18 protein-coding genes are annotated in these 17,628 nt (G+C 72.2%); 12 read left to right on the top strand and 6 right to left on the bottom strand.

Translation table 11 applies throughout. The features are described 5' to 3' along the window. Nucleotides 1-176 precede the first annotated feature (176 nt). The gene (locus tag ACIRR9_RS33845; protein ID WP_403759790.1) at nt 177-2,348 is read right to left on the bottom strand and encodes a LuxR C-terminal-related transcriptional regulator; all 2,172 of its coding nucleotides are present in this window, start codon (nt 2,346-2,348) and stop codon (nt 177-179) included. A gap of 119 nt (nt 2,349-2,467) precedes the next feature. On the opposite strand from ACIRR9_RS33845, the gene ACIRR9_RS33840 reads away from it, so the two are divergent. Both ACIRR9_RS33840 and ACIRR9_RS33835 read left to right on the top strand, forming a co-directional pair. Continuing rightward, nucleotides 2,468-3,154, top strand: a complete 687-nt coding sequence (locus tag ACIRR9_RS33840; protein WP_384566378.1) for an esterase/lipase family protein — start codon at nt 2,468-2,470, stop codon at nt 3,152-3,154. A 114-nt stretch (nt 3,155-3,268) separates the two neighbouring features. Then, on the top strand, nt 3,269-3,952 hold the full coding sequence (locus tag ACIRR9_RS33835; RefSeq protein WP_403759772.1) for a class I SAM-dependent methyltransferase: 684 nt from the start codon (nt 3,269-3,271) through the stop codon (nt 3,950-3,952). A gap of 31 nt (nt 3,953-3,983) precedes the next feature. On the opposite strand, the gene ACIRR9_RS33830 is transcribed toward ACIRR9_RS33835, so the two are convergent. Together ACIRR9_RS33830 and ACIRR9_RS33825 are read right to left on the bottom strand one after the other, a co-directional pair. Continuing rightward, nucleotides 3,984-4,358 carry a fic family toxin-antitoxin system, toxin component gene (locus ACIRR9_RS33830; protein WP_403759769.1) on the bottom strand — a complete coding sequence of 125 codons (375 nt, stop codon included), beginning with the start codon at nt 4,356-4,358 and terminating at the stop codon, nt 3,984-3,986. Between the two features lie 4 nt (nt 4,359-4,362). After that, complete coding sequence (locus ACIRR9_RS33825) at nt 4,363-4,614, bottom strand: toxin-antitoxin system HicB family antitoxin (RefSeq protein WP_403759767.1); 252 nt, start codon at nt 4,612-4,614, stop codon at nt 4,363-4,365. A gap of 129 nt (nt 4,615-4,743) precedes the next feature. On the opposite strand from ACIRR9_RS33825, the gene ACIRR9_RS33820 reads away from it, so the two are divergent. The 10 genes from ACIRR9_RS33820 (at nt 4,744) to mug (ending at nt 15,397) form a co-directional block, all read left to right on the top strand. Further along, nucleotides 4,744-5,532: an ABC transporter ATP-binding protein gene (locus ACIRR9_RS33820; RefSeq protein WP_403759764.1), complete on the top strand. Its 789-nt coding sequence runs from the start codon at nt 4,744-4,746 to the stop codon at nt 5,530-5,532. 6 nt (nt 5,533-5,538) lie between these two features. Beyond that, nucleotides 5,539-8,106 carry an ABC transporter permease gene (locus tag ACIRR9_RS33815; protein WP_403759761.1) on the top strand — a complete coding sequence of 856 codons (2,568 nt, stop codon included), beginning with the start codon at nt 5,539-5,541 and terminating at the stop codon, nt 8,104-8,106. 47 nt (nt 8,107-8,153) lie between these two features. Continuing rightward, on the top strand, nt 8,154-9,008 hold the full coding sequence (locus ACIRR9_RS33810) for a TIGR03621 family F420-dependent LLM class oxidoreductase (protein WP_403759758.1): 855 nt from the start codon (nt 8,154-8,156) through the stop codon (nt 9,006-9,008). A 44-nt stretch (nt 9,009-9,052) separates the two neighbouring features. Continuing rightward, nucleotides 9,053-9,487 carry a GNAT family N-acetyltransferase gene (locus ACIRR9_RS33805; RefSeq protein WP_403759755.1) on the top strand — a complete coding sequence of 145 codons (435 nt, stop codon included), beginning with the start codon at nt 9,053-9,055 and terminating at the stop codon, nt 9,485-9,487. Between the two features lie 178 nt (nt 9,488-9,665). After that, nucleotides 9,666-11,000 carry a hemolysin family protein gene (locus ACIRR9_RS33800; protein ID WP_403759752.1) on the top strand — a complete coding sequence of 445 codons (1,335 nt, stop codon included), beginning with the start codon at nt 9,666-9,668 and terminating at the stop codon, nt 10,998-11,000. Beyond that, nucleotides 10,997-12,010 carry a hemolysin family protein gene (locus ACIRR9_RS33795; protein ID WP_403759749.1) on the top strand — a complete coding sequence of 338 codons (1,014 nt, stop codon included), beginning with the start codon at nt 10,997-10,999 and terminating at the stop codon, nt 12,008-12,010. The genes ACIRR9_RS33800 and ACIRR9_RS33795 overlap by 4 nt, the downstream gene beginning before the upstream one ends. A 188-nt stretch (nt 12,011-12,198) precedes the next feature. Beyond that, the gene (locus ACIRR9_RS33790; protein ID WP_403759746.1) at nt 12,199-12,981 is read left to right on the top strand and encodes an SGNH/GDSL hydrolase family protein; all 783 of its coding nucleotides are present in this window, start codon (nt 12,199-12,201) and stop codon (nt 12,979-12,981) included. A gap of 10 nt (nt 12,982-12,991) precedes the next feature. Next, the gene (locus ACIRR9_RS33785; RefSeq protein ID WP_403759743.1) at nt 12,992-13,336 is read left to right on the top strand and encodes a DUF4326 domain-containing protein; all 345 of its coding nucleotides are present in this window, start codon (nt 12,992-12,994) and stop codon (nt 13,334-13,336) included. 73 nt (nt 13,337-13,409) lie between these two features. Then, on the top strand, nt 13,410-14,855 hold the full coding sequence (gene purB / locus ACIRR9_RS33780; RefSeq protein WP_123978773.1) for an adenylosuccinate lyase: 1,446 nt from the start codon (nt 13,410-13,412) through the stop codon (nt 14,853-14,855). Continuing rightward, nucleotides 14,852-15,397: a G/U mismatch-specific DNA glycosylase gene (gene mug / locus ACIRR9_RS33775; RefSeq protein ID WP_403759788.1), complete on the top strand. Its 546-nt coding sequence runs from the start codon at nt 14,852-14,854 to the stop codon at nt 15,395-15,397. The genes purB and mug overlap by 4 nt, the downstream gene beginning before the upstream one ends. A 4-nt stretch (nt 15,398-15,401) precedes the next feature. Here mug and ACIRR9_RS33770 read toward each other — a convergent pair whose 3' ends face one another. The 3 genes from ACIRR9_RS33770 to ACIRR9_RS33760 are packed head-to-tail and all read right to left on the bottom strand — an operon-like array spanning nt 15,402 to nt 17,520. After that, entirely contained in the window at nt 15,402-15,845 is a 444-nt protein-coding gene (locus ACIRR9_RS33770; RefSeq protein ID WP_403759740.1) for a hypothetical protein, read from the bottom strand. Nucleotides 15,846-15,886: 41 nt separating this feature from the next. Beyond that, entirely contained in the window at nt 15,887-16,597 is a 711-nt protein-coding gene (locus tag ACIRR9_RS33765) for an ABC transporter permease (protein WP_403759737.1), read from the bottom strand. Between the two features lie 2 nt (nt 16,598-16,599). After that, a complete protein-coding gene (locus ACIRR9_RS33760) occupies nt 16,600-17,520 on the bottom strand; it encodes an ATP-binding cassette domain-containing protein (protein WP_403759734.1) in 921 nt (306 codons plus the stop codon). Nucleotides 17,521-17,628 lie beyond the last annotated feature (108 nt).

The raw sequence follows: 17,628 nt of genomic DNA, 5'->3' as shown, positions 1-17,628 counted from the left end.
GGGGGGGGGGGGGCGGGGGGGGGGGCCGGGGGGGGGGGGGGGGGGGGGGGGGCCCCCCCCGCCCGGGGGGGGGGGGGGGGGCGGCCCCGGGGGGGGGGGGGGGCCCCCCCCCGCGACCAGCCCCCACCCAGTCACACCCGACCGGACACGGCCCGCCCGCATCGCGGAGTTGCTCCCTAGGGCGACTCGCCGAGCAGCCGTACCAGTTCGATCCGGGACCGGATCCCCAACCGGCTGAAGACCCCCCGCAGATGGTGGTCGATGGTGCGCGGACTGAGGTTGAGCCGGTCGGCGATCTCGCGGTTGGTAGCCCCGTCGGCGGCCATCCGGGCGACCATGAGCTGCTGGGCGGTGAGGACGGCCGCCGGGTCGGCGCCAGAGCTCGGGGTCGACGGCGTACCCAGGGCGCGCAGTTCGGCCCGGGCCTGGGCGGCGCAGTGCGGGGCGCCGAAGAACTCGAAGGCCTCCAGGGCGCTGTGCAGCCGGTCGCGGGCCTCGGTGCGCTGCCGAAGCCGACGCAGAGCGCCGGCGAACAGCAGCTCGGTGCGGGCGCGTTCGAAGTCGCGGGTACCACGGGCGTGCAGGTCGAGTGCGGTGCGGTAGTGCGGGATCGCCTCGGCGCCGGGGGCGAGCAGGGCCCGGCAGCGGGCGCTGAGGGCGAGGTCGTCGGCGCTGCGGACGGCGGTGGCCCAGTGGTGGTAGTCGGCGTGCGCGGCTCGGGCGACCCGGGTGTCGCCGGTGCGGACCGCGGCCTCGACGTAGTGCGGGGTGGCCAGGTGCCGGATGGCCCGGTGGCCGTGTCCGGGGCCGAACCCGGCGAGGGCGCGCAGCCGGGCCGCCGCCGCGGGGAAGCGGCCATGGGTCAGGTCGAGGAAGGCGAGGGCCCACTGGGCGAGGGCGGCGGGCAGGCCGAGTCCGTGCGCGAGTGCGTGGGAGCGGACGGCGGCCACGCGCTCCCGGCAGGCCTCCTCGTCGCCGGTGACGGCGGCGAACATGGCGAGCGCGGCCTGGAGATGGCAGGCACCGTTGTCCTGGCCGGTGGCCTGGGCCTGGCGCAGGGCCTCCTGGACGGCGGCCTCGGCGGCCCGGGTGCGGCCGGTCCAGAAGTCGGCGTAGGCGCGGAACTCCATGGCCTGCGCGGCGGTCGCCGGGTTGCCGTGGGCGCGGGCCGCGGCGGCGGCCCGGAGGGTGGCGGTGACGGTGCGGGTGTGGTCGCCGAGCATCAGCGCGGCGATGCCGGAGTGGATCAGCAGTCCGGGTTCGCCGCCGGGCCCGCAGCGGCCGGCGGTGCCCTTGAGGAGAAGACGGGCGTCCTCGTAGCGGCCGTCGACGGCGGCGGCGAGGCCCGCGAGGACACCGGACTGGGGAAGGCCGAGCCGCTGGGCGGCGGCCTGGGCCTCGCGGCAGCGTCTCAGGTCGCCGGTGTAGACGGCGGCCTCGGTGGCGAGGGCGAGCAGTTCCGCGGAGTCGGCGGAACGTTCCTGCCGGGCTGCGGCGGTGAGCAGCGCGTCGAAAGCCTCGGAGGCGTCGCCCGCTCTGAGGGCGAGCACGCCGTTCAAGGCGGAGCTGTCCGTACGGGCGGCGAGGCGTCTGGCCCGGTCGGGTTCTCCGGAGCGCCAGGCGTCGGCCGCGGCGCGGGCCAGCAGCCGGGCCTCCTCGGCCGGATCCGGACAGAGGTCGGCGGCGCGCTCGGCGAGGGCGCGGGCCAGCGCGGGCCGCCCTTCGGCGCGGGCCCGGTCGGCGGCGGTGCGCAGCTCCGCGGCGAGCCGGGCGCTGGGACCGAGCGCGGCGGCGCCCCGGTGCCAGGAGCGACGGGTCGTCTCGGCCTTGCCGCCCAGTACGCGGCCGAGCAGCTGGTGGGCCGCGCGCCGGTCGGCCGGTGAGGCGGTCCCGTAGGCGGCGATCCGGGTCCAGGTGTCCCGGAAGAACACCCCGCCGGCGCCGGCATGGGCGACCCCGGCGGTCTCGGCGGCCTCCAGCGGGCGGGTGTCGATCCGGGCGGCGGTCACCGCGCGCAGGAAGGCGTGGGTGGCGACCGGGTACTGGTCGGCGGCGGCGAGGAGCAGCAGCAGCCGGGTGTCGTCGGGCAGGGCGCGGATCTCCCGGCGCAGGGCCTGGAGCAACCGCGGTGCCAGTTCGGCGGGTTCGACGGGCAGCGGGTCGACGCCCGTCGCCTGCCGTTCGGTGAGACGCGGCACGAGTTCGGCCACGGCGCGCGGGTCCTCGTATACGACACGGAGCACCCGGGCGCGGACGCCCTCGGCGAGCGTCGAAGCAGCGCACGGCCCCGCGTCGGTGGTCTGCGGTGGCGAAGTGCGGTCGAGAGGTGGGGGGTTCACCGGTATCACCACACCAAAGACGTTACTGGCGGGTTAGTTGACTCGTAAAGACTGGCGACTTCGCCGATGCGGCGCGCGTAGACCCGTCCTGACACTCCTGAACAACCCCACCCGTTTCAGGAGGCATCATGCAACGCGCAAAGCGTCGCATCGCAACGGCTCTGTCGGCGATTGCCGGTTCGCTCCTTCTGTCACTCCCGTTGGCCACGGTTCCCGCACATGCGGCGAGCCACGATCCGATCGTGTTCGTGCACGGTCTGAGCAGTGACTCCAGCACCTGGAACGACTGGATCGCGGACTTCGAGGCGGACGGCTACTCGTCCTCCGAGCTGTACGCGATCTCGTACGACTGGACGAAGTCGAACGTCACCACCGCCTCGACGCTGTCGACGTACATCCAGTCCGTCCTCTCCAAGACCGGCGCCTCGAAGGTCGACCTGGTGGTCCACTCCATGGGTGCGCTCAACAGCCGCTACTACCTCAAGAACCTCGGCGGAACGTCGTACGTCGACCACTTCGTGTCGGTCGCCGGGGTGAACCACGGGACGAGCGTCGCCTCGCTGTGCGGGTGGCTGTACACGTCCTGCAAGGAGATGGAGGCCGGCAGCTCGTTCCTGACCGCCCTGAACTCCGGTGACGAGACGCCCGGCAGCGTCTCCTACGCGGCGTACTGGTCGGACTGCGACGCGGCGGTCGTCCCGAACTCCTCGGCGGAGCTGAGCGGGGCGACCAACGTCGACGTCGGCTGCATCTCGCACACCGACATGAACAAGGACGACAGCGTGTACAAGCAGGTGCACGCCTTCATCGGCTAGCGACTCCATCGCCCGGTCGGGCGGCGGTTCTCCGCCCGATGGCGCGGCGGGGGGTGCGACGGGCCCGTAGGGGGGACAATCACCGTAGACCTGCTTCCGTTCTGGAGGTCCGTCATGCGGCTGTTGTCCGCCGGCGCCGGGAAACCGGTGCGGGATCCCGTCCACCACCCGCTGTTCGCCCGTTTCTACGCCCGCTGCAGCGTGACCGCCGAGACCAGACTCGGTATGGCCGCGATCCGGGAGCGGCTGCTCTCCGGGCTGTCCGGGCGTGTCATCGAGATCGGCGCGGGCAACGGGCTCAATTTCGCGCGGTATCCCGGTTCGGTCGCGGAGGTCGTCGCGATCGAACCGGAGCGCACCCTGCGGCAGTTGGCGGCGGATGCCGCCGTCCGCGCCGAGGTCCCGGTGGACGTGATGCCGGGCGCGGCGGAGGCGCTGCCGGTGAAGAGCGAGGCCTTCGACGCGGCGGTGCTCTCGCTGGTGCTGTGCGGTGTCCGGGATGTGCCACGGGCGCTCGCGGAGGCACGGCGGGTGCTGCGGCCGGGCGGTGAGCTGCGGTTCTTCGAGCACGGCTCGGGCGGCGGCCCGGCGATGAGGCTCACCCAGCGGACCCTGGACCGGACGGTGTGGCCGCTGCTGAGCGGCGGCTGTCATCTGTCCCGGACGCCGATCGAGGCGCTGCGCGCGGCCGGCTTCGAACTCGGTCCCTACCGGCCGGTGCTGGTTCCGGAGAACGGGCCGCGGCTGCCGTCCTCGTACTGTGTGCTGGGCGTCGCGCGCCGGCCTCCGGAGTCCTGATCACCGATTCCCCGGGCACGCCGGGTCCGGCTCACAGGCTCCAGCTGCGCAGTTCCTCGGCGATGTCGGCCACGCTCGCCTGGCCGTTCTTCACCAGCCGGGCAAGGTCGCGGACCTGCTCGGGCGAGGTGGCGACCTTCAGACCGCTGGCGATCAGGTACGCATAGGCGACGGAGGACGCGAACAGGGCGTTCGAACGCTCCAACGCCGGTACATGGATGAGGAGTTGGAGCAGAGCCGCGGCACGGGCCTGCGGGGTGTCGTAGACGGGGACGTCGAATATCTCGGCCTGGTGCCTGGCGACGGCCGCGATCAGCGCGCCCCAGTCGGTGACCTGCGGGTCACCCGGGGTCTTCTGTTCGGCGAGCATGAGGAGCCAGGCGAGGTCGATGGTCAGGTCGCTCAAGGGATCAGTGACGGCCTTCGGTCTTGTCAGACGTGTCGGTACCGTGCGTCTCGCCGAATTCCTCCGCGAAGACGGACTCGTACTGCTGCATGAAGTCGGCGGCTGCCTCGACGAACGTCCGGCCCGCCTCACCCGTGTCCTGCATGACCAGTTCCTCTATGTAGCGGTTGACGCTCATGCCGCGCGCGAGGGCGCGTTCGCGGGCCACCTTGGCGGTGCCCTCGTCCACCCGCACGTTCAGCTGCGTCTTGGCCATACCACGACGCTAGCGCCGAACCGCTAGCAGCGGCAAGCGCGCATCGGAATCGAAAAGTGATACCGCCTGTGGGACGGGTCACACTACGCTCGACCCGGACAAAGAGGTCGCGCGACCGGGGAGGCAGTCTTGTCCACAGCAGCTGCGGAGGCACCCGCCGTCGACGGGCCCGCGGCCCGCGCACGCGGGCTGACCAAGGCGTACGGAGCGGGCGAGACGGCCGTGCTGGCGCTCGACTCGGTGGACGTGGACATCGCGCGCGGCCGCTTCACCGCGGTCATGGGCCCGTCCGGTTCCGGCAAGTCCACGTTGATGCACTGTCTGGCGGGACTGGACACGGTGTCGGCCGGTGCGGTCTGGCTCGGCGACACCGAGATAACGGGGTTGAAGGACCGCGAGCTGACGCGGCTGCGCCGGGACCGGATCGGGTTCATGTTCCAGTCGTTCAACCTGATCCCGACCCTGAACGCGGCCGAGAACATCACCCTGCCCATGGACATCGCGGGCAAGAAGCCCGACGGGAAGTGGCTGGACCAGGTCATCGACACCCTGGGGCTGCGGGACCGGCTCAAGCACCGGCCGGCCCAGCTCTCCGGCGGCCAGCAGCAGCGCGTGGCCTGCGCACGGGCGCTGGCCTCCCGCCCCGAGCTGATCTTCGCCGACGAGCCGACCGGCAACCTGGACTCCCGGGCCGGCCTGGAGGTGCTGGGCTTCCTGCGGGACGCGGTCGACCAGCTAGGCCAGACGGTCGTGATGGTGACCCACGACCCGGGCGCCGCCGCCCACTCCGACCTGGTGCTCTTCCTCGCGGACGGCCGGATCGTGGACCGGATGGAGGATCCGACCGCGGACGCCGTGCTGGAACGGATGAAGCGGTTCGACGTGGGACGCGGGTCCGCGGGCCCCGAGGAAGGCTGAGAGCCGGTGCTGAAGGCGACCCTGCGGAGCTTCCTGGCCCACAAGGGACGGCTGATGCTGTCCGCGCTGGCCATCGTCCTGTCCGTGGCGTTCGTCGCGGGCAGCCTGATCTTCTCCGACACCGTCACCCGTACCTTCGACCGGCTGTTCGCCTCCACCTCCGCCGATGTGACCGTGGAGCCGAAGGTGGACCTCAAGTCGTCGGTGCCGACCGGCGCCGTCCAGACCGTGCCGGCCGCGCTGGCGGGCCGGGTGGCGAAGGTCGACGGGGTCGCGGACACCCACGCGGACGTCTCCGTGCAGAACATCGTGGTGGTCGACAGCCACAACAAGTCCGTCGGCCCGACCACCGGCGCCCCGACCATCGCCACGGACTGGTACCTCACCCACCGCAGCCCCGTGAAGCTCACCTCGGGGCACGCCCCGCAGGGCGTCGGGCAGGCGCTCCTCGACGCGGACACCGCCGACAAGAAGCATGTCCGGATCGGCGACACGCTGACCGTGCAGGCCCAGCCCGGCACCTTCGAGGTGGAGATCGTCGGCATCGCCACCTTCACCACCACCAACCCCGGTGCGGCCCTGGTCTTCCTCGACCCGTCGGTCGCCGCGAAGGAACTGCTGGGCTCCCCCGGCCGGGCCACCAGCATCTCGGTGGACGCGGCGAAGGGCGTGACCGACGCCGAGCTCAAGCACCGTATCGGCGAGGCGATCGGTACCGGGACCTACGACCTGAAGACCGCCGACGAACAGGCGAAGTCCTCGGCGGCCGACCTCGGCGGCTTCCTGGACGTCATCAAGTACGTGATGCTGGGATTCGCGGGCATCGCCACGCTCGTGGGCGTCTTCCTGATCGTCAACACCTTCTCCATGCTCATCGCCCAACGCACCCGCGAACTGGGCCTGTTGCGCGCCCTGGGCGCCGACCGGCGGCAGGTGCGGCGGTCCGTGCTCACCGAGGCGGTGCTGCTCGGCCTGGTCGGCTCGACGCTGGGTCTGGGTGCCGGGATCGGGCTGGCCCTCGGGCTGATCAAGCTGATGACCGCGTTCGGGATGAACCTGAAGGCCACCGAGATGGTCCTCGGCTGGGGCACGCCCGTCGCCGCGTACGTCGTGGGCGTCGGCGTCACCTTCGTCGCCGCCTATCTGCCGGCCCGGCGCGCGGCCACGGTGTCGCCGATGGCGGCACTCGCGGACGCCGAGATCGCCGGGGTGGGCAAACCGCTGAGGACTCGGGCGATCGTGGGCACGGCCGTCGGCGCGATCGGCGCGGCGGCCCTGGCGGGCTGCGCGACGGCCACGAAGACGGCCTCCGCCGCCTCGCTGCTGGGCGTCGGAGTCGTCTTCACCCTGATCGCGACGGTCATCGCGGGCCCGCTGCTGGTCCGCCCCGTGATCCGGGTCCTGGGCGCGGCCTTCCCCGCCCTCTTCGGCTCGGTCGGCCGGATGAGCCAGCGCAACGCGCTGCGCAACCCGCGCCGTACCGGTGCCACCGCCGCCGCGCTCATGGTGGGACTCGCCCTGGTCGGCGGGATGTCGGTGGCCAGCGCCTCCATGTCCAAGTCCTTCGACCAGCAGATCGACAGGACGCTCGGCGCCGACTTCGTGATCCAGAACGGCAACTTCCTGCCGTTCACCCACGAGATCACCGACAAGGTGCGCGCCACCGACGGGGTGGGTCTGGTGGTACGGCAGCGGTTCACGCCCGTGGCGGTACGGCTGCCGGACGGGAAGCGGGTCACCACGACCGCCGCCGGGTACGACCCGCAGGTCGACGCCGTCGCTCATGTCGCCTACAAGGGCGGCGACACCGCGGCGGCGCTGGCCGACGGCAGTCTCGGCATGGACGTCAACTTTGCCGAGGACCACAAGGTGCGGCTCGGCAGTGTGCTCGCGGTCGAGTTCCCGGGCGGGAAGAGCGCCGAGATGAAGGTGGGCGCCCTCACCGACCAGGACAGCGGCAGCGGGTTCGGCACCCAGGGCGGGCTGTTCTTCGGCATCGCCACCGTGGAGAAGTACGTGCCGAACGGCCAGGACTCCTCGCTGTACGTCAACCGGGCCTCGGGCACGAGCCCGGACCGGCTCCGCAAGGACCTCGACCGGACCCTCGCCCCGTTCCCGCAGGTTCAGGTGCGTGACGAGGCCGACTACAAGAAGCTGGTCCACGACCAGATCGCCGTGCTGCTCTACCTGGTCTACGCGCTGCTCGGCCTGGCGATCGTGATCGCGGTGCTCGGTGTGGTCAACACCCTCGCCCTGTCGGTCGTGGAGCGCACCCGCGAGATCGGACTGCTGCGCGCGATCGGGCTGGCCCGGCGGCAGTTGCGCCGGATGATCCGGCTGGAGTCGGTGGTGATCGCGGTGTTCGGGGCGGTGCTGGGGCTCGCGCTCGGCCTGGTGTGGGGCGTGTGCACACAGCAGGTCCTCGCGCTCCAGGGAATGAAGGCCCTCGCCGTCCCGTGGGGCACGATCGTCGCGGTCGTGATCGGCTCGGCGGTCGTCGGCATCGTGGCCGCGCTGCTGCCGGCGTTGCGTGCATCGCGCATGAACGTGTTGGCGGCCATCGCGCACGAGTAACGGAATCCCCACGGACGAATCAAGTCACGTGTAGCCGAGGAGAGTTCATGCCGCGTCCGTTCCGTTTCGGGGTCAACCTGCTCACGCCCGCGTCGGCCGGCGAATGGCGCGCGAAGTGCCGGCGCGCCGAGGAACTCGGGTACGACGTGATCCTCGTCCCCGACCATCTCGGGATGCCCGCGCCCTTCCCGGCGCTGGTCGCGGCGGCGGAGGCGACCGAGCGGGCCCGCCTGGGCACGTTCGTGCTCAACGCCGGTTTCTGGAACCCGGTGTTGCTGGCCCGCGAGGTGGCGACGACCGACGCGCTGACCGGCGGCCGGCTCGAACTCGGTCTCGGCACCGGCTACGTACAGGCGGAACACGACCGGGCCGGGCTGCCGTTCGGCTCGCCTCGCGAGCGGGTGGACCATCTGTGGTACACGGTCGAGGAGTTGCTGAAGTCGGAGGGGTGCGAGGTGCCGTTGCTGATCGGCGGCAACGGCGACCGGATGCTGCGGCTGACCGCCGAGCACGCGGACATCGCGGCGTTCACGGGTGCGCGCCTGGTGCCGGGCAGCACGGTAGGCCGCCTGGAGCCGGTCTCCGCGGCGGAGCTCGACGAACGCGTCCGCCGCTACGGGGAGTTCGCGGCCGACCGCGCGCAACCCGCCGAACGCAACCTGTTGATCCAGTTGGTGGCGGTCACCGACGACCCCGGAGCGGTGCTGGCACCGATGCTGGAGCGGCAGCCCCAGCTCACGCTGGAGCAGGCCCTCGCTCTGCCCGTCGTTCTGGTCGGCACGCTGGAGGAGGTCGTCGCACGGGTCCGTGGGCTGTGCGAGCGCTACGGGTTCTCGTATCTGACCGTCCTGGAGCCGTCCATGGAGGCGCTGGCCCCGGTGATCGCTGCCCTGTCCGCATAGTGGAATTGGCGGATCCGCACAGTCGGCCGTGCTGGGATCGCGGCATGACCGATCTTCGTATCCGGGCCGCAGAGCCCGACGACATCGACGCCGCGCTCGCCTTCTGGAGGACTGCGGCCGAGGGCACCAGCATCAGCGACGACCGGGGCGGGGTGGACCGCCTGGTCGCCCGGGACCCCGGGGCGCTGCTCCTCGCCGAGCTGGACGGGGAGCTGGTGGGCACGGTGATCGCGGGCTTCGACGGCTGGCGCTGCCATCTGTACCGGCTGGCGGTGCATCCGGAGCGACGCCGCCGGGGCATCGGTTCGGCGCTGCTGGCGGCCGCCGAGGAGCGGTTCGTACAGCTGGGCGGGCGGCGCGGGGACGCCATGGTGCTGGTGCGCAACGAGACCGCGCACCATGCGTGGCGGGCGGCGGGGTACGAGCCGGAGGAGAAGTGGCGGCGATGGGTGAAACCGCTGGTGACGGCCACCGACTGAGGGCACCGACCGGGGAGCTTTGCCGATCCTTTACCATTGAGGAGTCTTCTGCGTTCCGATGACTTCCTCGATGAAAGGTGTGTGAGCGTCCTTCCATGGGCGAGCCTCCCGGTCCACTCCGCCGACAACACCGCGCGGTCCCGTCCGCCCTGTCCGATCATGGGACGGAGGTGACCCGATGACCGAAGTGCTCCTGCTGCTGGTGGCGATCCTGCTGTCGCTCGCCTGCGGCGCCTTCGTCGCGGCCGAGTTCTCGCTGACCACGGTCGGGCGCGGTGAGCTGGAGCGTGCCGTGGAGCGCGGCGAGCGCGGGGCGGCGGGTGCTCTCAAGGCCGTGCGGAACCTGACGTTCCAGCTGTCCGGGGCGCAACTCGGCATCACGGTCACCAATCTGGTGGTCGGCATGCTCGCCGAACCCTCGATCGCCAAGCTGCTGGCCGGTCCGTTGGAGGCGGTGGGCGTCTCGGCGTCGGCGGCGAGCTCGCTGGGCCTGGTGATCGGCACCGCGCTGTCCACGGTGTTCCTGATGGTCGTCGGCGAGCTGGTGCCCAAGAACTGGGCGATCTCTTCGCCGCTGGCCGTCGCCAAGCGGGTGGGCAACGCCCAGCGCTGGTTCAGCGCGGCCTTCCGGCCCTTCATCACGCATCTGAACAACACCGCGAACCGGGTGGTACGGCGGTTCGGCCTGGAGCCCGCCGAGGAGCTCGCCTCCGCGCGCGGGCCCCAGGAGCTGGCCGCGCTGGCCCGGCACTCCGCCAAGCAGGGCGCGCTGGAGGCGGACACCGCCGAGCTGTTCGTGCGCACGCTGAACCTCGCCGGCCTCACCGCCGAGAACGTGATGACCCCACGAGTCCAGGTCGTCGCCCTGGAGCTCCGGGCGACCTGCGAGGACGTGGCGAACGCGACCCGCGCCACCGGGCTGTCGCGCTTCCCGGTCTACCGGGACAGCCTCGACGCGGTCGTCGGCACCGTCCACATCAAGGACATCGTGGCCATGCCGGCCGAGGACCGGGCCCACACCTCGGTCGCCCAGCTGATGCGGGAACCGCTGCTGGTCCCCGAGTCCCTCACCGTCGACCGCCTCCTGGACCGGCTCGGCGGCCGGCGCACCATGGCCGTCGTCATCGACGAGTACGGCGGTACGGCCGGGGTCGCCACCCTGGAGGACATCGTCGAGGAGGTCGTCGGCGAGGTCCGCGACGAGCACGATCCGCACGAGACGCCCGACCTCGCTCCTGCCGGCGCCGACGAGCAGGGCCGTGCGCTCTACTCGGCGGACGGCGCGGCCCGCATGGACCAGCTGGCACGGGTGGGCCTGCGGGTGCCCGAGGGTCCGTACGAGACGCTGGCCGGGCTGGTCGCGACCGAGCTGGGCCGGATACCCGAGGTCGGGGACGGCGTGGAGGTCGCCGGATGGCGGCTGGACGTGGTGGACGCGTCCGGGCGGCGGGCGTCGCGGGTGCTGCTGCACGCGCCGCTCGCCGACGGGCAGGATCGGGAGGGGGAGCGATGACCGCGGTACAGCTGCTGATCGGTCTCGCGACGCTGGTCGTCAACGCGTTCTTCGTGGGCGGCGAGTTCGCGCTGATCTCCGTACGCCGCTCGCAGATCGAGCCACATGCCGAGGCGGGCGACCGTCGGGCCAGGAGCGTGCTGTGGGGGCTGGAGCACGTGTCCGCGCTGCTGGCCGCCGCCCAGCTCGGCATCACGCTGTGCACGCTGGTTCTGGGTGTGGTGGCGGAGCCGGCGATCGCGCATCTGCTGGAGCCGGTGTTCCACGCGATCGGCGTGCCCGAGAGCGCGGGCCACGCAGTGTCCTTCGTGATCGCGCTCACGCTGGCGACGTATCTGCACATGCTCCTCGGCGAGATGGTGCCGAAGAACGTGGCACTGGCCGAGCCGGTGCGCAGCGCGCTGCTCCTCGGACCGCCCCTGGTGGCGCTGTCCCGGGCGCTGCGCCCGGTGATCTTCACCGTCAACGCCTTCGCCAACACCCTGCTCAGGCTTCTCAGGGTGGAGACCAGGGACGAGGTCGCCGCGACATTCACGGACACCGAGCTCGCCGAGATCGTCAAGGACGCCGGCGAGGCGGGTCTGATCGACGACCGGGCGCAGGAGCGGCTGCACGACGCCCTGGAGCTGGGCCGCCGGCCGGTGTGGGACGTGGTCGTACCGCTGGAACGTGTCGTCTACGCGCGCGTGGGCGTCACCCCGGAGGAGCTGGAGCGGCTGTCGGCGGAGTCGGGCTTCTCCCGCTTCCCGGTGGTCGACGAGGGGCGGCGGATCGTCGGCTATCTGCACGTCAAGGACGCGCTGGACGCCTCGCCCCGGGACGAGGCGTTCCGGCTGCGGGACATGCGGCCCATCGCGCGGGTACGGGAGGACGCCCCGCTGGACGACGTGCTCACCGCGATGCGCGGCAGCCGCACCCACCTGGCGGGCGTCCTCGGCGACGACGGGCGGCTGGCGGGTCTGGTGACGATGGAGGACGTACTGCGAGAGCTGTTCGGGCAGCACGCCTAGGGCCCCGGGGGCGGTGCGGGCAGCATGCCCAGGCCCCGGGGGCGCTGTTCCGGCCGCATACTCAGCTCCCCGGGGAGCTGTTCCGGCCGCATACCCGGGCCCCCGGGGAGCCGTTCCGGCCGCGTGCCCAGGCCCCCGGGGAGCGACCGACCGGGGGGTATGCGCCCCGGGATACCATTTCTGTCGCCATGCAGAAGAACCCAGTGCTTCCCGCACACTCCAGCCTGGTCGCGATCGGCGACTCCTTCACCGAGGGCATGTCGGACCTGAAGCCCGACGGCTCCTACCGCGGCTGGGCCGACGTCCTCGCCGGACGGATGGCCGCCGGCTCGCCCGGTTTCCGCTACGCGAACCTCGCGGTGCGCGGCAAGCTGATCGGGCAGATCGTCGAGGAGCAGGTGGACGTGGCGGTCGCCATGCGGCCCGACGTGATCACGCTGGTCGGCGGCCTCAACGACACCCTGCGGCCCAAGTGCGACATGGGCCAGGTACGGGATCTGCTCACCGAGGCGGTGGAACGGCTGGCCCCGGCCTGCGAACAGCTCGTGCTGATGCGCAGTCCCGGCCGCCAGGGCCCGGTGCTCGACCGGTTCCGGCCGCGCATGGAGGAACTGTTCGGCATCGTCGACGCGCTGGCCGAACGCCACGGCGCCCTCGTCGTCGACCTGTACGGGGCCCCCTCGCTGGCCGACCCCCGGATGTGGGACGTGGACCGGCTGCACCTGACGGCCGAGGGGCACCGCCGGGTCGCCGAGGCGGTCTGGCAGACCCTCGGCTACGAGCCCGAGGACACCGAGTGGCGCACGCCCCTGCCGGCCACACCGCCGCCCGGTTGGCCGGCGCGCCGGATCGAGGACGTCCGCTTCACCAAGCAGCACCTGCTGCCGTGGATAGGCCGCCGTCTGACCGGCCGCTCCTCGGGCGACGGGCGCGCGCCCAAACGGCCGGAGCTGCTGCCGTACGAGGCGTAGCGTCGTTCCTGTGCGTACGCGGGTGATCAATGTGAGGGGCCGGATCCACGAGTTCGGCCCCCGGCTGGAGCACGCCCCCGCGGACGTCGTCTACGTGGGCCGCCGCTGGACCCTGGGCGGCTGGGATCTGCCCCGCCACCCGCTCTCCAACCCCTTCGCCTACGACACACCGAAGAAGCGGCGGGACGGCACCCGCGCCGAGGTGATGGCGATGTACCGGGCGTACCTGCTGGAGCGGCCCGAGCTGCTGGAACTGGTGTCCGAACTGCGTGGGAAGAGACTGGCGTGCTGGTGTGCGCCGGAGCTCTGCCACGCGGACGTACTGGCGTCCCTGGCCGACCTGCCACAGCCGTGACGCCGCTCTCGTAGGTTCGCACGAGCAGGCCTGCGGCGCTGGCCTGCACGAATCGCCAGTAGAATCCGTACACGTGACTTCAGCCGCGCCCGCCAAACCCCGCATCCCGAACGTCCTCGCCGGACGCTACGCCTCCGCCGAGCTCGCCACGCTCTGGTCGCCCGAGCAGAAGGTGAAGCTGGAGCGGCAGCTCTGGCTCGCCGTGCTGCGGGCCCAGAAGGACCTCGGGATCGAGGTGCCGGACGCGGCGATCGCCGACTACGAGCGGGTCCTCGACACCGTCGACCTGGCCTCGATCGCCGAGCGTGAGAAGGTCACGCGGCACGACGTGAAGGCGCGGATCGAGGAGTTCAACGACCTCGCCGGGCACGAGCACGTGCACAAGGGCATGACCTCCCGCGATCTGACGGAGAACGTCGAGCAGCTGCAGATCCGGCTGTCGCTGGAGCTGATGCGCGACCGCACGGTGGCCGTCCTCGCCCGTCTCGGCAAGCTGGCCGGCGAGTACGCCGAGCTGGTCATGGCCGGCCGCTCGCACAACGTGGCCGCGCAGGCCACCACCCTCGGCAAGCGCTTCGCGACCGCCGCCGACGAGCTGCTCGTGGCCCACGGCCGCGTGGAGGAGCTGCTCGGCCGCTACCCGCTGCGCGGCATCAAGGGCCCGGTCGGTACCGCCCAGGACATGCTGGACCTGCTGGGCGGGGACGCGGCGAAACTCGCCGAGCTGGAGGACCGGATCGCCGGGCACCTCGGTTTCTCGCAGGCGTTCACCTCGGTCGGCCAGGTCTACCCGCGCTCGCTGGACTACGAGGTCGTGACCGCGCTGGTGCAGCTGGCGGCGGCCCCGTCCTCGCTGGCCAAGACGATCCGGCTGATGGCCGGGCACGAGCTGGTCACGGAGGGCTTCAAGCCGGGCCAGGTCGGTTCCTCGGCGATGCCGCACAAGATGAACACGCGGTCCTGCGAGCGCGTCAACGGCCTCATGGTCATCCTGCGCGGCTACGCCTCGATGACCGGCGAGCTGGCGGGCGACCAGTGGAACGAGGGCGACGTGTCGTGCTCGGTGGTGCGCCGGGTGGCTCTGCCGGACGCGTTCTTCGCGCTCGACGGTCTGCTGGAGACGTTCCTGACCGTCCTCGACGAGTTCGGCGCGTTCCCCGCCGTCATCGCCCGTGAGCTGGACCGCTACCTCCCCTTCCTCGCCACCACCAAGGTGCTGATGGGCGCGGTGCGGGCGGGCGTCGGCCGCGAGGTCGCGCACGAGGCGATCAAGGAGAACGCCGTCGCCACCGCGCTCGCGATGCGCGAGCAGGGCGCCGAGCGCAACGACCTGCTCGACAAGCTCGCCGCCGACGAGCGGCTGCCGCTCGACCGCGAGCAGCTGGCCGCCCTGATGGCCGACAAGCTGTCCTTCACCGGCGCGGCGGCCGCCCAGGTCGGTGTCGTCGTCGGCCGGATCGAGGAGATCGCGAAGCAGCACCCGGAGGCCGCCGGCTACACGCCCGGAGCGATCCTCTGACCCGGTTCACGGCGGCGGACCTGGAGGCCGCCCGCGACCGTCTCGTACCGGACGTGATCGCGGACGGCCTGCACGTCCTGTTCTGCGGGATCAACCCCGGTCTGATGACGGCGGCGACGGGCCACCATTTCGCCCGGCCGGGCAACCGCTTCTGGCCGGTGCTGCAGCTGTCCGGCTTCACCCCGAGGCTGCTGAAGCCCTCGGAACAGGGCGAGTTGCTGTCGTACGGGCTCGGCATCACGAACGTGGTGGCACGGGCGACCGCACGGGCCGACGAGCTGACGGCCGCGGAGTACACCGAGGGCGGGCGGCTGCTGACGGCGAAGGTGGCGCGGGTGCGGCCGAGGTGGCTGGCGGTGGTGGGCGTCACGGCCTACCGGGCCGCCTTCGCCGACCGCAGGGCCCAGGTGGGGCCGCAGGAGCGGACCATCGGGGACACGCGGGTGTGGGTGCTGCCGAACCCCAGCGGGCTGAACGCGCACTGGACTGCGGCGACGATGGCGGAGGAGTTCGGGCGGTTGCGGGAGGCGGCGGCGGGCTAGCCGGTCAGGGCAGGTCCACGTCGGTGACCACGGCGAGGAGTTGGAAGGGCAGATCCCTGTCCCACTGGGAGACGCCGAGGGCGAGCCAGCGGCCGGTCTGCGTCGACTTCCACAGCTGCAGGTCGGGCACATGGGAGGCGAGCGTGCGCCACGGCTCGGATATCGCCTCTCCCTCCTCGCTCCGCTGGAAGGCGCTGAACAGGCTGATCGGGCCGACCGGCGCCCAGCGCTCGCCGAGCCGCTCCCCCAACGCGTCCCGGTCGGCGTCGAACTGCGCCTCCGTCTCCTCCAACTCGCCCAGGTCGGCCTCGTAGAAGTCGCCGCTCGTCGCTAACTCGGCTATGAAATACCCCGGTCCGCCCGTGCCGGCGTCGACCCTGCCGTGCTCCGTCGGGAACTCCCGGGCGCACAGCTCGTCGATCACGGCGAGATGCTTCGCGATGTCCATGTGATCCAGTAAAGCGGGTACCACTGACAATCGGCCGGTTGTCAGGCGTCCCGTCGGTGCAGGCTCCGGGCGCCGGCGAGCAGCGCGGCCGCCGCCCACACCGCGGTCACCGCAAGCCCGCTCCACGGTCCCAACGGGCCGTCCCACGACGTGTGGAGCACCACCTGCCCGGCCCTGTCCGGCAGAACGTCCGCCACGGAACCGGACATGTCGCCGATCACGAACGACACGGTCAGCAGGAACGGGATCAGGACGCCCAGCGTCGCGGTGCCGCTGCGCAGCACGGCCGCGAGTCCCGCCGCGAGCAGGGCCATCAGGGTCAGATAGACCCCGCAGCCCAGTGCCCCGCGCATTCCTTGCGCCCAGGTCGGCCCGTCCGCCCCGAGCAGGAGCCTGCCCAGCACGAGAGTGACCAGACCGGTGACCAGCCCGACGGCGAACACCGGCAGCGCGATCGCCGTGGCCTTCGCCGCGAACCACCGGCGCCGGTCCGGCACCGCGGACAGGGCCAGCCGCAGCGCACCGCCCCGGAACTCGGACGAGACGGCCGTCGCGCCGAAGGCGACCGCCGCGATCTGCCCGAAGGACACGCCGAGGAACACGGAGAAGAGCGGGTCGGTGCGGTCGGACCCGGTCGCCGCGAGCCCGGAGAACGCGACGGTGGCGAGCAGGACCGCGGACAGGGTGCCCAGGAGCGAGCGGAGCGTACGGATCTTGATCCACTCGGCGTGCAGTACGGGCCGGAAGGGCATGGTCAGGCCTCCTGGTGGTGTGCGGTGAACTCGGCTTCCGCCGACGTCAGATCGAGGTAGGCCTGCTCCAAGGTGGCCTCCTCCTGGGCGAGTTCGAGGACGGGTACGGCAGCGTCGGCCAGCAGGCGGCCGAGGTCCTCCACGCGCGCGTGCCGCACGGTCCAGGTGCCGTCCGCGCCGCGGTCCGCCGCGTATCCGTGCCGGGCGAGCAGTCCGCCGAGGCGTTCGTCGTCACTGGTGCGGATCCTCGTCCCGGGCCGCACGCGCGCGTGGATGAAGTCCCGGACCGGGGTGTCGGCCAGGAGCCGGCCGCGGCCGAGGACGACTAGGTGGTCCGCGAAGGACGCCGTCTCGTTCATCAGGTGGCTGGAGACCAGCACCGTGCGCCCCTGTGCCGCCAGCCGGCGCAGCAACCGGCGGATCCAGACGATCCCTTCGGGGTCGAGGCCGTTGGAGGGCTCGTCCAGCAGGACCACCTCGGGATCGCCGAGCAGGGCGGCGGCGATCCCGAGCCGCTGGCGCATGCCCAGGGAGTACGTCCTGACCCGGCGGCGGGCGGCCGGGGCGAGTCCCGTCTCCTCCAGCACCTCGTCGACCCGGCGGACCGGGATGCGGTTGCTCGCGGCGAGGGCGCGCAGGTGGTCGTGTCCGGTGCGGGAGCCGTGCGCGGCGTCGGCGTCGAGGAGTGCGCCCACCCGGCGCAGGGGCTCATGGAGTTCGGAGTAGGGCCGGCCGCCGACCGTGGCGGTTCCGGAGGTGGGGTGGTCAAGGCCGAGGACGAGCCGCAGGGTGGTGGACTTGCCTGCGCCGTTGGGTCCGAGGAAGCCGGTGACCCGGCCGGGGCGGACGGTGAAGGTGAGGCGGTCCACGGCCCGGCGGCCGCCGTACTCCTTGGTGAGGTCGTGCACGTCGATGCTGGTCATGGCCAACAGCGTGGCTGGCCAGAGGGGTTGGGGCCTCCCCCGCGGGTGGAGATCCTCTCCCCCGCTCGGGGGAGGCGCGTTGTCGGCGGGGCCTGTCAGGCTGTCCGC

Source organism: Streptomyces sp. NPDC101234, assembly GCF_044767525.1.
GTDB lineage: Bacteria > Actinomycetota > Actinomycetes > Streptomycetales > Streptomycetaceae > Streptomyces > Streptomyces sasae.
This window is presented reverse-complemented; position numbering and strand designations above follow the sequence as displayed.

Excerpts from the sequence above, each read along its gene's own strand:
- ACIRR9_RS33840 (WP_384566378.1), top strand. The coding sequence starts at position 2,468 with ATGCAACGCGCAAAGCGTCGCATCGCAACGGCTCTGTCGGCGATTGCC.
- ACIRR9_RS33835 (WP_403759772.1), top strand. The coding sequence starts at position 3,269 with ATGCGGCTGTTGTCCGCCGGCGCCGGGAAACCGGTGCGGGATCCCGTC.
- ACIRR9_RS33825 (WP_403759767.1), bottom strand. The coding sequence starts at position 4,614 with ATGGCCAAGACGCAGCTGAACGTGCGGGTGGACGAGGGCACCGCCAAG.
- ACIRR9_RS33810 (WP_403759758.1), top strand. The coding sequence starts at position 8,154 with ATGCCGCGTCCGTTCCGTTTCGGGGTCAACCTGCTCACGCCCGCGTCG.
- ACIRR9_RS33805 (WP_403759755.1), top strand. The coding sequence starts at position 9,053 with ATGACCGATCTTCGTATCCGGGCCGCAGAGCCCGACGACATCGACGCC.
- ACIRR9_RS33800 (WP_403759752.1), top strand. The coding sequence starts at position 9,666 with ATGACCGAAGTGCTCCTGCTGCTGGTGGCGATCCTGCTGTCGCTCGCC.
- ACIRR9_RS33795 (WP_403759749.1), top strand. The coding sequence starts at position 10,997 with ATGACCGCGGTACAGCTGCTGATCGGTCTCGCGACGCTGGTCGTCAAC.
- ACIRR9_RS33790 (WP_403759746.1), top strand. The coding sequence starts at position 12,199 with ATGCAGAAGAACCCAGTGCTTCCCGCACACTCCAGCCTGGTCGCGATC.
- ACIRR9_RS33770 (WP_403759740.1), bottom strand. The coding sequence starts at position 15,845 with ATGGACATCGCGAAGCATCTCGCCGTGATCGACGAGCTGTGCGCCCGG.
- ACIRR9_RS33765 (WP_403759737.1), bottom strand. The coding sequence starts at position 16,597 with ATGCCCTTCCGGCCCGTACTGCACGCCGAGTGGATCAAGATCCGTACG.
- ACIRR9_RS33760 (WP_403759734.1), bottom strand. The coding sequence starts at position 17,520 with ATGACCAGCATCGACGTGCACGACCTCACCAAGGAGTACGGCGGCCGC.